General features: G+C 37.5%; 2 protein-coding genes. Both read left to right on the forward strand.

Going from position 1 to position 16527, the window contains the following annotated elements; translation table 11 throughout:
* Nucleotides 1-715 precede the first annotated feature (715 nt).
* Nucleotides 716-15541, forward strand: a complete 14826-nt coding sequence (locus IRZ99_RS02100; protein WP_228518991.1) for a gliding motility-associated C-terminal domain-containing protein — start codon at nt 716-718, stop codon at nt 15539-15541.
* 46 nt (nt 15542-15587) lie between these two features.
* On the forward strand, nt 15588-16520 hold the full coding sequence (locus IRZ99_RS02105; protein ID WP_194655688.1) for a type IX secretion system membrane protein PorP/SprF: 933 nt from the start codon (nt 15588-15590) through the stop codon (nt 16518-16520).
* Nucleotides 16521-16527 lie beyond the last annotated feature (7 nt).

The following is a 16527-nucleotide window of genomic DNA, read 5'->3' on the forward strand; positions in this document are numbered from 1 at the left end:
TTATTGCATTAGAGTTTAAAAGTTTTTTTTAAAATAACTTAATTAATTTGCTTATGGAATTGACAATTACTCTACTTATCAAATTTGCATTAGGTCTTCAAATTATTTTAGCTTTATTTTTTATTCTTGCAGATAGAATTAAGCTTGTGCAAAAAAAAGCAAATTTCAGTTTAATTATAAACGTTTTTCAAAAGAGTCAATATTACGTCAATTTATTATTTGCAAACCCCAGATTGCGGCTTTGTAAATAAAAAAGTATTATCGTAACTTTAATTGATAATCCTTAGTATTAAATAATGTTTTAAATTTTAGAATTTTGTAAATCTTCTAAATAAGGATAGACTGTCTAATCAACATTTTATCGAATTGAAACATACTCTCAATATTTAATAGAATTCCCCAAATTCTGCTAATAGACATAAATTTTCATTTCTGAAAATTACCTACCTAACAAATCACTCTATTTTATTTGGAAATTGATTCATATCAGTATTCCACAAAAGTTCAAGATATTTTTTATTCAAATGAATAAGAAGTGGTCTTTGTATACTTCCGTATACGTGATTTTTTTAATGAAATGTGGTTTAAAATAGTAGACAACTGGTTTTTTAAATTTCATTTTAAGTAGCTGATTATTAACGTTTTTTAAAATTGCCTAAGTATACGTACTTATCGCAACAGGTATTTTATTGTCCATTTTCTAATCTTCCAAATTATGAAAAAAACTTTTACTTTTTATGATCTCATCGTAAAGAAGAGATTATTGTTTTTGGTGTTTTTATTGCTTTTAAGCAGTAAAAACTTTGCACAAACCTTTTGTAGACCAATATCAAATACAAATGATATTTCAGGTATTTGTATTGGTTCCGCTGTAACAAATCCAACAGCAGCCTACGATAATGATGCGGGCTTAACAACATTTACAACTCTGAGTACAGTCGTCGGGTTGTTTTGTTCTGCCCAGGAAACTTTGGTTCTTAATCAAACAGCAAAGGCTGGTGATGAAATTGTTTTATATATTGGTAGTGGTGCTGGTTTGCTTAATCTATCTTTATTATCTAGCGGTACAATTCAGCCGAAACTTAATGGTACAAATTCAGGATCAGCAGTTGCGATAAATAATCCTTTGCTTAATCTGGCATTATTACCTGGAAATACTATTGGAGTTCTACGATACACTTTGACTAGTGACACAAACCAGGTTCAAATACAATTAGGAGGCGCTGTAAGCGTGCTAACTGATTTAAGAATTTATGATGTTCGTTTAGAATTTGTTTCACCAACGGTGACAGGAGGTTTAAATCAAACAATTTGTTCAGGAAGTTCTACCACATTAACTGCAACTCCTGCAGCCGGAACAACTGTAGCTTGGTATAGTTCACCTACTTCAACTACAGCTTTAGCTACTACAACTTCGTATACAACTCCGGTTTTAACTGCAAGTACAACTTATTATATAGGTGTAACAAGAGTGCCCGGTTGTGAGGGAAATGAACGTGTGCCAGTTGTTATTAATGTATCAAATCCTGCAACACCTGTGATTAGTACAGTGGGTACAGCAATTTGTTCTTCAGGACCAACTCAGGCGACTACATTATCAGTTTCAAACCCGGTAGCCGGAACCACCTATTCCTGGTTTAGTGTAGCAGCTGGAGGTGTTGCTCTGGCAAGCGGAAACTCTTATTCTCCAATCGTACCAACCGGTGTTAGTAATTTTTATGTAGAAGCATCAATTGGTACATGTAAAGCAACAAGCCGAACTCCAGTTACTGTTACCTCTACACCAGTTCCGGCACTAGCATCGGTACTAACACAAAGTGTTTCAATCTTATCCGGACAAAATGTAACTTTAAATGCTTCAACAACTGAGGCAAATGTTGTTTTGGACTGGTACGATGTTCCTACTGGAGGAACGAGACTATTAGAAAATTCGAATACTTTTACAACTCCCGCTTTAACCGCAACTAAAACTTATTATGTAGAGTCACGCAATACTGTTGGCGGCTGCGTAAGTGCCACCAGAGTACCTGTTACAGTGACAGTTTTAGCAACTCCATTAGGAACTTGTTTAGAAGCCAATAGCCAGCAAACAACCCAAAACGGATTGTGTTTACTATGTTCTTCAACAACACCAAATAATTCTGTAGACGGGAATATTGCCACGGCAGCCAGACTTACTCTTCCGGTAGGTTTATTAAACGGATGGATTCAGCAAACCTTACAATTCAATAATCCTGGAAAAGCAGGAGATATTGTAGATGTTGAATTGGAATTACCGGGTGGTATTGCCGATGTTTCATTATTAGGAGCTGTTAGTTTGGCAACATATAACGGAGCAACATACAATAATGATAGAGTTTTTACAAATAACCCTTTGGTTACTTTGCAATTACTATCAGGAAATCGCTTTAAAGCTAGCATCGTTGCCGGAGCTAATTTTGATCGTGTTGAAATTAGACTAGGCGGTGTGGTTGCGGCTTTAACTAGTTTAGATATTTATCAGGCCACTTACAGATATAAAGTACCTGTAATTTCAGGTAATAAAACTATTTGTAGTGGAACAACAACTGCTTTGACAGCAACATTGGATGCAGGTGAAACAATCAGATGGTATGATGCTGCAACAGCCGGAACTTTATTATCTAGTACAGCTGCGTATACAACTCCTGTCTTAACAGCCAATACAACCTATTATGTTGAAATTACCCGTAATGGTTGTGTAAATAGTGAAAGAAATCCAGTTGTTATAACTATTACGGATCCTGTATTACCAACTATTAGTACTACTGGTACGACGATTTGTTCTACGGGTCCAACTCAGGCCACTACATTATCGGTTTCAAATCCGGTAGCCGGAACAACTTATTCCTGGTTTAGTACCTCAACAGGAGGGGTAGCATTAGCAAGTGGAACTACTTATACACCAACTGTACCAACGGGTGTTACTAATTTTTATGTAGAGGCATCAATTGGAGCATGTAATTCAGCAACCAGAACTACGGTTACTGTTACCTCTACACCAGTTCCTGCTCTTGCAACGGTACTGACACAAAGTGTGTCGATATTATCTGGACAAAATGCAACTTTAAATGCTTCAACAACTGAGGCAAATGTTGTTTTGGACTGGTACGATGTCCCTACTGGAGGAACAAGATTGTTAGGAAATTCTAATACTTTTACAACTCCCGCTTTAACTGCAACTAAAACTTATTATGTAGAGTCACGCAATACTGCTGGCGGCTGCGTAAGTGCCACCAGAGTACCTGTTACAGTGACAGTTTTAGCAACTCCATTAGGAACTTGTTTAGAAGCTAATAGTCAGCAAACAACTCAAAACGGATTGTGTTTACTTTGTTCTTCAACAACACCAAACAATTCTGTAGATGGGAATATTGCTACGGCAGCCAGACTTACTCTTCCGGTAGGTTTATTAAACGGATGGATTCAGCAAACTTTACAATTTAATAATCCTGGAAAAACAGGAGATATTGTAGATGTTGAATTGGCATTACCAGGAGGTATTGCCGATGTTTCATTATTAGGTGCTGTTAGTTTGGCAACTTATAATGGAGCAACGTACAATAACGATAGAATTTTTACTAATAACCCTTTGGTTACTTTGCAATTACTATCAGGAAATCGCTTTAAAGCCAGTATAGTTGCCGGAGCCAATTTTGATCGTGTCGAAATTAGACTTGGAGGCGTGGTAACGGCTTTAACAAGTTTAGATATTTATCAGGCTACTTACAGATATAAAGCACCTGTAATTTCAGGGAATAAAACTATTTGTACAGGAACTGCTACTACTTTGACCGCAACATTGGATGCAGGTGAAACAATTAGATGGTATGATGCTGCAACAGCAGGAACTTTATTAACCAGTACTGCTGCATATACAACACCTGCTTTAACTACAGACACAACCTACTATGTTGAAATTACTCGTAATGGCTGTGTAAATAGTGAAAGAAATCCTGTTCTTATAACAATTACCGATCCTGTATTACCAACTATTAGTACTACTGGTACGACGATTTGTTCTACGGGTCCAACTCAGACCACTACATTATCGGTTTCAAATCCGGTAGCCGGAACAACTTATTCCTGGTTTAGTACCGCAACAGGAGGGGTAGCATTAGCAAGTGGAACTACTTATACACCAACTGTACCAACGGGTGTTACTAATTTTTATGTAGAGGCATCAATTGGAGCATGTAATTCAGCAACCAGAACTACGGTTACTGTTACCTCTACACCAGTTCCTGCACTAGCAACGGTACTGACACAAAGTGTTTCAATCTTATCCGGACAAAATGCAACTTTAACTGCTTCAACAACTGAGGCAAATGTTGTTTTGGACTGGTACGATGTCCCTACGGGAGGAACAAAATTGTTAGGAGATTCTAATACTTTTACAACTCCTATTTTAACTGCAACTAAAACTTATTATGTAGAGTCACGCAATACTGCTGGCGGCTGCGTAAGTGCCACCAGAGTACCTGTTACAGTGACAGTTTTAGCAACTCCATTAGGAACTTGTTTAGAAGCTAATAGTCAGCAAACAACTCAAAACGGATTGTGTTTACTTTGTTCTTCAACAACACCAAACAATTCTGTAGATGGGAATATTGCTACGGCAGCCAGACTTACTCTTCCGGTAGGTTTATTAAACGGATGGATTCAGCAAACTTTACAATTTAATAATCCTGGAAAAACAGGAGATATTGTAGATGTTGAATTGGCATTACCAGGAGGTATTGCCGATGTTTCATTATTAGGTGCTGTTAGTTTGGCAACTTATAATGGAGCAACGTACAATAACGATAGAATTTTTACTAATAACCCTTTGGTTACTTTGCAATTACTATCAGGAAATCGCTTTAAAGCCAGTATAGTTGCCGGAGCCAATTTTGATCGTGTCGAAATTAGACTTGGAGGCGTGGTAACGGCTTTAACAAGTTTAGATATTTATCAGGCTACTTACAGATATAAAGCACCTGTAATTTCAGGGAATAAAACTATTTGTACAGGAACTGCTACTACTTTGACCGCAACATTGGATGCAGGTGAAACAATTAGATGGTATGATGCTGCAACAGCAGGAACTTTATTAACCAGTACTGCTGCATATACAACACCTGCTTTAACTACAGACACAACCTACTATGTTGAAATTACTCGTAATGGCTGTGTAAATAGTGAAAGAAATCCTGTTCTTATAACAATTACCGATCCTGTATTACCAACTATTAGTACTACTGGTACGACGATTTGTTCTACGGGTCCAACTCAGACCACTACATTATCGGTTTCAAATCCGGTAGCCGGAACAACTTATTCCTGGTTTAGTACCGCAACAGGAGGGGTAGCATTAGCAAGTGGAACTACTTATACACCAACTGTACCAACGGGTGTTACTAATTTTTATGTAGAGGCATCAATTGGAGCATGTAATTCAGCAACCAGAACTACGGTTACTGTTACCTCTACACCAGTTCCTGCACTAGCAACGGTACTGACACAAAGTGTTTCAATCTTATCCGGACAAAATGCAACTTTAACTGCTTCAACAACTGAGGCAAATGTTGTTTTGGACTGGTACGATGTCCCTACGGGAGGAACAAAATTGTTAGGAGATTCTAATACTTTTACAACTCCTATTTTAACTGCAACTAAAACTTATTATGTAGAGTCACGCAATACTGCTGGCGGCTGCGTAAGTGCCACCAGAGTACCTGTTACAGTGACAGTTTTAGCAACTCCATTAGGAACTTGTTTAGAAGCTAATAGTCAGCAAACAACTCAAAACGGATTGTGTTTACTTTGTTCTTCAACAACACCAAACAATTCTGTAGATGGGAATATTGCTACGGCAGCCAGACTTACTCTTCCGGTAGGTTTATTAAACGGATGGATTCAGCAAACTTTACAATTTAATAATCCTGGAAAAACAGGAGACATTGTCGATGTTGAACTGGCATTACCAGGAGGTATTGCCGATGTTTCATTATTAGGTGCTGTTAGTTTGGCAACTTATAATGGAAGTACATATAATGGTGACAGGGTTTTTATCAATAATTCCCTGGTTACTTTACAATTACTATCGGGAAATCGCTTTAAAGCCAGTATAGTTGCGGGAGCTAATTTTGATCGTGTCGAAATTAGACTAGGTGGCACGGTAGTGGCTTTAACTAGTTTAGATATTTATCAGGCTACTTACAGATATAAAACACCTGCAATTTCAGGAAATAAAATTATTTGTAGTGGAACAACCACTTTGACGGCCTCTCTAGATGCAGGTGAAACAATCAGATGGTATAATGCTGCAACAGCAGGAACTTTATTGTCTAGTACAGCTTCATATACAACTCCTGTCTTAACAGCTAACACAACTTATTATGTTGAACTTACTCGTAATGGTTGTGTGAATAGTGAAAGAAATCCGGTTACTATTACAGTAAGTAATCCTGTGGCACCAGCGACAGTTGTTGCTACTCCCTTAAACGTATGCAGTGGAGGAACGACAACAATAGCTGTACAATCGCCAGTTGTTGGTACCACTTATAATTGGTACGATGCTGCCAATGGTGGAAACTTGTTATTTACAGGTACATCTTATACAACACCAAGTCTAACAGCTTCTGCTACTTATTATGTTCAGGCAGCTATTGGAAGTTGCTTAAGCGCGACACGTACTCCTGTAAATGTAAATGTAAATCCAAGACCAGCTCCACCGGTTCCGGTTTCTTCGACTATAGTTATTCAGTCAGGACAGAGTGCCGTACTTTCGGTTCCAAGCAGTCCAGGGTTTTCATATTCATGGTATGATGTAGCTACAGGAGGAACTGCTTTGTCTTCAAACCCATATACTACTCCTTCTTTAACAGCAAATAAAACCTATTATGTTGAAACTACAGATTTATCATCGGGCTGTACAAGTAGTTCAAGGGCCGCTGTTAATGTTGTTGTAATTACTACTATTAATAGTTGTTTAAGACCAATTTCAGATGTAATGACTGTTTCAAGTTTGCCAACAGTATGTGCCTTATGTACTGGTAGTAACGGAAGTAGTTCTTATGATGGAGATATGAATACATTTGCCAGTCTGAACATCCCCGTAGGCGCACTTGGTGCATATGTTCAACAGGAATTAACTTTTACGAATCCTGGTCAGATTGGCGATATTATCGATGTTACATTAGAATTACCTGGAGGACTTGCTGATGTAGCACTTTTAGGATCCGTTACTTTAGGTACATATAACGGAGCACTTGATAACAATGATAGAATTCAGGTTAATAATAGTTTATTGAATTTACAAATATTATCAGGAAATAAATTTAAAGTTAGTTTTCTTGCATCAAAGGCATTTACTAAATTAGAAATTAGATTAGGAGCACTAGTCGGATTATTAACTAGTCTAAATATTTATGAAGTTTCATATAGATTCCCAAATGCCACAATAACGGGAGCTGCGACGCCAATTTGTGTTGGTGGAACCGCTACATTATCAGCATCTTCTACGGGAACAGAAACATTTGCCTGGTATAACGCTCCAACAGGCGGAAGTGTAGTAGCTGTAAGTCCGACTATTCCATTAACAACAACAACGACTTATTATTTACAAGCAACACGTTCAGGATGTGTTAATAGTTTCCGTCAACCTGTTACTATTACAGTACTGCCCGTTCCTGTAGCAGCTGATGTTACAATTGCAAGTCCTCAGACAGCTTCTTGTACCGGTGCTATTACATTGGCTCCAACATCTGCTTTGGCGGGAGCTAAATTTAAATATTATACTACTCAAAGTAAAACACAAGAAATTACTACAGGAACTATAGCCGGAGTAACTTATGCTAAAGATGTTACAACAGGTGCTTTAACGATTAGCGGACTTACTGCTGCAAATGCTCCATATACTTATTATGTTTCAGTAGTTAATGAAGGAAATTGTGAGAATGCAGCTGGAGCTTTAAAAGTAGTAGTAGTAAATTATCCTACTGGTTCAGCTTTAACGGTAACAAATCCTTATGCCGCTTGTGGTAAAGCAAATCTGAAAGATGCTATTTCAAATCTTGATACATCAGGAAACACAACTTACACTTTCTTTAATACAGATGGAACAACGATAATGACAGCGCAAGCTGCGGCAAACATTACTGCAGGTGGAACTTATTTTATTCAGGCTCAAACAAGTGGTTCTACTTGTCCATCTGTTAAATTGCCAGTTGTTGTAACAGTAAATCCGTTACCAACATTAACTGGAGTAACAAATTCAATTGCTGTTGCAAAAGGATCTCCGGTTACTTTAACGGCTTCATCAAACGGAACAGTTACCTGGTACAATCAACAAGGGAATGTTGTACCGGCAAATTTAGGAATTCTTAATACTGTTGGTATTTTTAACTACACGGTAATTGCAACTTTAGGAACTTGTACCACTAGTCAGACAGTAACGATTAGTGTTATTGATCCTGCAGCTTGTAGTTCTTTATTAGAAAGAGTTTATGCCAGTACTCAATTATCAGGATCAATTATCACAGGAGGTGTAACAAATGGACCGTTTGGTGCTGATGGTGATCCGAGTACTTACTCTACAATAACAACAGGCTTAGGCCTTTTGGGTATTGGAACTACCTGGCAAAATCTACAATGGCCAACAACTATTCCTAAAGGAACTCCGGTTACAGTAAAACTAGGTTTAGAAAACAGTGTACTTGCAGTAGGACAAAACATTTCTGTAATAGGTACTAAACGAAATGCATCTAATAATCCAATAGATATTGGAACATTACAATCTGTATCAGGATCATTAGTAAACTTATTACCAGGACAAAATTCATTTGAATATACATTTGTTCCATCTAATGGCTCCGGCCCTCAGGATTATGATGGTATTAGAGTACAACTTGGATCTGTTGTAAGCGTTGCTCAGAATGTAAATGTTTATGACGCTTATTATAAAAAACAAGTAACACAAATTGCTTGTGGACAAGGTGATATAGAAGATGTCTTCTCTGGTGTTAGAGATTTAGGAATTGGCGCATTAACATCTACCGTAGGTGTTTCTAATCCATTTAATGTAGCTGATGGAGACGTTGCTACTTATGCAACAATGTTTAAGGGAGTAGGAGTACTTGCCGCGGCTGAATTAACTGCAACTTTTAGAACACCTTCTATGGTGGGAGATAGTTTAAGAATCACAATTTCCAAACCAGGAACACTTTTAACAGTTGGTTTACTTGAAGGATTCACTATTCAGCTTTATTCAGGAAATATAGCCGTTGGCGCACCAATAGAAAGTGATGATAGTTTGTTAACATTGAAACTACTTTCTGGAAACACAATGGCAATGACAATTGTTGCACCACAAACACAACCTTATGACAAAGTTGTGATTAGTTTTGGAGGCGCTGTTTCTGTATTAGATCAGCTTAGAGTTCATACTATAGATCGTGTAACTAATACTAAAGTTATTGGTAGTGACAATGATAATAATATCACAGCCTGTCCCGGACAAGAGTTGAAGCTTTCAGTTGCACCAAAAGCTTGTGCTGATTATATCTGGTATGATTCTCCAACAGGAGGAAATCAGGTTGCTAGCGGTCAAACGTTTACACTTCCTGCTACATTAGCAGAGGGTACTTATAAATATTATATTCAGCCAATTCGTTACGGTTGTCCTGCTTTAGAAAGAGGAGAGGTTACAGTAGTAGTGAGAGCAACAACTCCATCAACTGCAATTGCAAATGTGACAATTAATGGAGGAAATAATACGATTATTTGTAGCGAAAGCGGTACAGTCACATTGGATGCAATCTTAAATGCAACACCTGTACTAACAAGTCCTGTTTATCATTGGTATAGTTTTGATGGTACAACTCAAACCGCGCTTAGCGAAGCAACAGCAAAATTAGTATTGACTGGATTAGCACCAGGAACTTATACCTATTATGTTGGTGTTAGTTCAACACAATATTGTGAAACTGCACCAGCAGACAGAAAACAGGTAACATTTACTATTTTGCCAACTTCTCTGGAAACTGATATTGTACTAGCTAATGCTTCTATTTGTCACGATACGGTTGCGACACTGACACCAACAAGCAGTTTAGCAAATCCTGTATTCTTCTGGTATTTAGATGCTAATAAAACTCAGCCAATCTCTAATGGAGTAATTGGCGGAGTAACGTATACAATTAGTGTTAGTGGAGTTTTAACAGCTACAGGATTAACCACTGCTATGAGTCCTATGGCCTATTATGTAGCGGTTAAAAGTGATAATACATGTCAAAATAAAAACGGTGAACTTAAAATAGTTACTGTAACTGTTAATGATCCGGAAACACCAACAACTACCGACACAACACAAGCTTTCTGTGTGGAAAGTAAACCAACAGTAGCAAATCTTCAGGTAAATGAAGCAAATGTAGTATGGTATAACGTATCAACAGGAGGAACCGCATTGGTAACAACAACAGCCTTGGCCAATGGTCCTTATTATGCAGGAATTTTAGATCCTGTTACGGGTTGCGAAAGTTCAGTTCGATTATTAGTTACTGTAACTATAACTGATCCGGGTACACCAGTAATAACAAAAACATCTCAGGATTTTTGTTTAGTAGATGCTCCAACTTTTGCAAATATCGATGTTAGCCCAGCGACAAATATTGTTTGGTACGATGCTATAACTGGTGGAAATTTAATTGCATCAACAACAGTATTAACAACAGGAACATATTATGCAGCAACAAAAGATCCGACAACTACTTGCGAAAGTAATGTTAGATTGGCTATTACAATTAATGTAACAGATCCTGGTACACCAGTTATTACAGATACCACTCAGGAATTCTGTTTGGTAAATGCGCCAACATTTGCAAGTATAAATGTTAGCCCGGCAACAAATATAGTTTGGTATACAGCTTTAACAGGTGGAAGTCTAATTCCGGCAACAACAGCATTAACATCAGGAACATATTACGCAGCTATAAAAGATCCAACAACTACTTGCGAGAGTAATGTTAGATTGGCTATTGCAATTAGTGTAACAGATCCTGGTACACCAGTTATTACAGATACCGCTCAGGAATTCTGTTTGGTAAATGCACCAACATTTGCAAGTATAAATGTAAGTCCGGCAGTTGTTGCCAATATTGTTTGGTATACAGCCTTGGTAGGAGGAACAGTAATTCCATCAACAACAGCACTAACCTCAGGAACATATTATGCAGCCATACAAGATCCAACGACAACTTGCGAAAGTAATGTTAGATTAGCTATTGCAATTAGCGTAACAGATCCTGGAACTCCAGTAATTAATAGAACAACTCAGGAATTCTGTTTAGTTAATGCGCCAACATTTGCAAGTATTGATGTTAGCCCGGCAACAAATATTGTTTGGTACACTGCACTTAATGGCGGCAGTTTAATTCCATCGACAACAGTATTGACAAGTGGAACATATTACGCAGCTATAAAAGATCCAACGACAACTTGTGAAAGTAGTGTTAGGTTAGCTATTAATATTAGTGTGACTGATCCAGGAACACCAGTAATTGTAGATACCGCTCAGGAATTCTGTTTATCAAGTGCTCCTACTTTTGCAAGTATAAATGTTAGTCCAGCGACAAATATAGTTTGGTATACTTCATTAACTGGTGGAACACTTATTCCATCAACTAATGCGCTAACAAGCGGAACTTATTTTGCAGCAATAAAAGATCCGATAACGACTTGTGAAAGTAATGTTAGATTGGCTATTACGATTAGTGTAACTGATCCTGGTACACCAACTTTAGTAACAGCAGGTACACAAAACTTCTGTTTGGCCGATGCACCAACGTTTGCAAGTGTTCAATTGAATGAGACCAATATAGTTTGGTATGATTCTTTAAGCGGAGGAACTTTAATTCCGGCAACAACGACATTGACAAGTGGGGTTTATTTTGCAGTAATCAAAGACCCAACAACAGGATGTGAAAGTGCGGTGAGATTATCGGTGACTATTAATGTTACAGATCCAGGTACACCAACTTTAGTAACTGCTGGAACTCAAAACTTCTGTTTGGCAGATACTCCGACATTTGCAAGTATTCAGTTGAATGAGGCAAATATAGTTTGGTATACAGCTTTAACAGGCGGAACAGTTATTCCATCAACTAATACGCTAACAAGCGGAACTTATTTTGCAGTAATCAAGGATCCGACAACTGGATGTGAAAGTGCTGTAAGATTATCAGTAACGATTAGTGTTACAGATCCAGGTACACCAACTTTGGTAACAGCCGGAACACAAAATTTCTGTTCTGTAGATGCTCCAACATTTGCAAGTATTCAGTTGAATGAGGCAAATATAGTTTGGTACACAGCTTTAACAGGCGGAACAGTTATTCCATCTACTAATACGCTAACAAGCGGAACTTATTTTGCGGTAATCAAAGATCCAACAACAGGATGTGAAAGTGCTGCAAGATTATCAGTAACTATTAGTGTTACTGATCCGGGCACACCAACTTTGGTAACTGCCGGAACACAAAATTTCTGTTCTGTAGATGCTCCAACATTTGCAAGTATTCAATTGAACGAAGCCAATATAGTTTGGTACACTGCTTTAACAGGCGGAACAGTTATTCCATCAACTAATACATTAACAAGCGGAACCTATTTTGCAGTAATCAAAGATCCAGTAACTGGATGTGAAAGTGCTGTGAGATTATCAGTGACTATTAATGTTACAGATCCTGGTACACCAACTTTAGTAACTGCTGGAACGCAAAACTTCTGTTCTGTAGATGCTCCAACATTTGCAAGTATTCAGTTGAATGAGGCAAACATCGTTTGGTATACAGCTTTAACAGGTGGAACAGTTATTCCATCAACTAATGCACTTACAAGTGGAACTTATTTTGCAGTGATCAAAGATCCAACAACTGGATGTGAAAGCGCTGCAAGATCATCAGTAACTATTAGTGTTACGGATCCGGGTACACCAACTTTGGTAACAGCTGGAACCCAGAACTTCTGTTTGATAGATGCAGCAACATTTGCAAGTGTTCAATTGAATGAGGCAAATATAGTTTGGTATACAGCTTTAACAGGCGGAATAGTTATTCCATCAACTAATACGCTAACAAGCGGAACTTATTTTGCAGTAATCAAAGATCCAACAACAGGATGTGAAAGCACTGCAAGATTATCAGTAACGATTAATGTTACGGATCCTGGCACACCAACTTTGGTAACCGCCGGAACACAAAACTTCTGTTTGGCAGATGCACCAACTTTCGCAAGTGTTCAGTTGAACGAAGCAAACATCGTTTGGTATACAGCTTTAACAGGTGGAACAGTTATTCCATCAACTAATACACTTACAAGTGGAACTTATTTTGCAGTAATCAAAGATCCAACAACAGGATGTGAAAGTGCTGCAAGATTATCAGTAACTATTAGTGTTACGGATCCTGGCACACCAACTTTGGTAACAGCAGGAACACAAAACTTCTGTTTGGCAGATGCTCCGACATTTGCAAGTGTTCAGTTGAACGAAGCAAACATCGTTTGGTACACAGCTTTAACAGGCGGAACAGTTATTCCATCAACTAATACACTTACAAGTGGAACTTATTTTGCAGTAATCAAAGATCCAACAACAGGATGTGAAAGTGCTGCAAGATTATCAGTAACGATTAGTGTTACTGATCCGGGCACACCAACAACAACAGCTCTTACTCAGGCTTTCTGTTCTGAAAATAATCCAACTGTTGCAGATATTCAGGTAAACGAAAGTAATGTCGTTTGGTACACAGCGTTAACTGGTGGAACAGCAATTGCTTCAACTACAGCTTTAGTAAATGGAGATTATTATGCAGCTATAAAAGACGCAACTACAGGTTGTGAAAGTAGTATAAGACTGAAAGTAACAGTTACTGTTGGAAGTTCAAATACTCCAACAACTGATAATGTAGCTCAAAGTTTTTGCATAAACAGTGCTCCAACGTTTGCTAATATTCAGGTAAACGAAAGTAATGTTGTTTGGTTCAGTAGTGCTATTGGCGGAACACCGATTCCGGCAACAACACCTTTAACATCTGGTATCTATTTTGGAGAAATTACAGATGCAATAACCGGATGTAAAAGTGCAACTCGTTTACAGGTAACCATAACTATTGTAAACCCTGCAGCTACGCCAACTACAAATTCTGCAACTCAAAACTTCTGTACATTAAATTCACCAACAGTTGCTGATATTCAGGTTAATGAAGCAAATGTAATTTGGTATAGTACAGCAACTGGAGGAACTGCGTTGCCAGGAACAACAGCTTTGGTTGACGGAACTTATTACGGAGTTGTATCAAGTACAGTAGGCTGTGAAAATCTAGTAAGATTAGCAGTTGTAGTAGATGTTAGTACCCCTGGTGTCGTAACTACACCAAGAACTACACAAACATTCTGTTTATCTAAATTGCCAACACTTGTTGATATATTAGTAAATGAAACAAATGTAGTTTGGTATTCTTCAGCAACGGGCGGTACACCTTTGGCAGCAAATACACAGCTTACGGCTGGAACATATTATGCTGCTGCTCTTAATAATACAACAAATGGTTGTGCTAGTGCCACAAGACTTGGAATAACAATTAATTTCGAAAATGATGCTTTGGTACAACTAGCGTCTACTGATGATACACCTTGTGTTTTCCAAGATGTTACATATTCAATTGCGAATGGAAAATCCAATTATGTATGGTCAGTAACAAACGGAACAATTACTTCAGGTGGAGGTAACGCTGATGGTTCAGCAACTATTTCATGGTCTGATGTAGGCCCTGGTACTGTAACAGTAACTTATACCAATAACTGTGATGAAACTACAACTAAATCTTTGAATGTTGTTGTAGCTACATGTTCTGATTTAACAATTACGAATACAGTTAATAATCCTAAACCTAATTTTGGCGAGCAGGTGACCTTTACTGTAACAGTGAACAACGTTGGTGAAGGCAATTTTATAAATACTGTTGTAAGCGATTTATTGCCTAGCGGTTATGATTTCGTAAGCGCAAATGCAAGCGCCGGTACCTATGATCAGACAACATGGACAATCCCAACACTAAATGCGGGTCAAAGTGTTACACTTACAATCGTTGCGGAAGTATTGTCAGGAGGTGATTACTTAAATGTTGCAACTATTGAAAATTCGACTCCTTTAGATGTTGATGCAACAAACAATACCGCTTCAGCTTTTGTAGAGCCTGTTTGTTTGACAGTTTATAACGAGTTTACTCCGAATAATGACGGAACAAATGATCTTTTCAGAATTGACTGTATTGAATCGTATCCAAACAATGAGCTAAAAGTTTATAATAGATATGGCGCATTAGTATACAGTAAACAACATTATGAAAATGATTGGAACGGAACTGCCAATGTATCTGGAGTTATAAATAGAGGAGATATGTTGCCTACAGGTACTTATTTTTATGTGATAGACATTGGAGACGGAACGGTTAAAAAAGGATGGTTATCTATAATGAGATAAGCAACTATATTAATCATCTAATTAATTAAACTAAATAAGTATCGTTATGAAACTATATATAAAATCATTAGAAACGTATTTCATCATAATATGTTCTTTTATCTCGGTTTGTGTCAGTGCACAGCAAGATCCGGAGTATACACAATATATGTACAACACTATGGCGGTAAATCCAGCTTATGCTGGATCTACCGGCACTTTAGAAGCAGCTCTTTTATATCGCTCACAATGGATTGGAATTGATGGAGCGCCAGAGACACAATCTTTTACTATTCAATCACCGCTTAGAAATGAGCAAATAGGTTTAGGATTAAGTATTGTTAATGACAAAATTGGCCCATCAAACGAATTATACATTGATGGAAATTTTGCCTATTCTATTCCTCTTGGTTATGAAAAAAGATTAGCATTTGGTCTTAAAGCAGGTATGAGAATGTTAAATGTCGATTGGTCAAAAGGGAGATATTACGATCCCAATGATGTTTTGTTAAATCAGAATATTGACAATCAGGCAAAATTAGCCGTTGGGGCTGGAGTTTATTATTATACTGATAGATGGTACTTAGGACTTTCGGTTCCGAGTTTTATTCAGAGTAATTATTACGATGATATTCAGGAATCGGTAAATTATGATCGTTTACATTATTACTTGATGGGAGGTTATGTTTTTGATTTAAATCCGAATTTAAAATTCAAACCTGCATTTTTGGTAAAGGCAGTAAGTGGAGCTCCGTTAACTGCTGATATTTCGGCGAATTTTATGATTGCTGAAAAATTTGTAATAGGAGGTTCTTATAGAACAGATGATTCGATAAGCATCCTTGCAGGTTTTCAAATATCTAAAAGTTTTTATATCGGATATGCTTTTGATTACACCGTTAGCGATCTGAATAAATACAATGATGGCTCGCATGAAATTATCTTGCGTTATCAGTTTAACAAAAACGAAAGTAAAATTAAATCTCCTCGATTCTTCTAAAAGTAAA

Origin of the sequence: Flavobacterium sp. LC2016-12 (assembly GCF_015351595.1) — a bacterium.
GTDB lineage: Bacteria > Bacteroidota > Bacteroidia > Flavobacteriales > Flavobacteriaceae > Flavobacterium.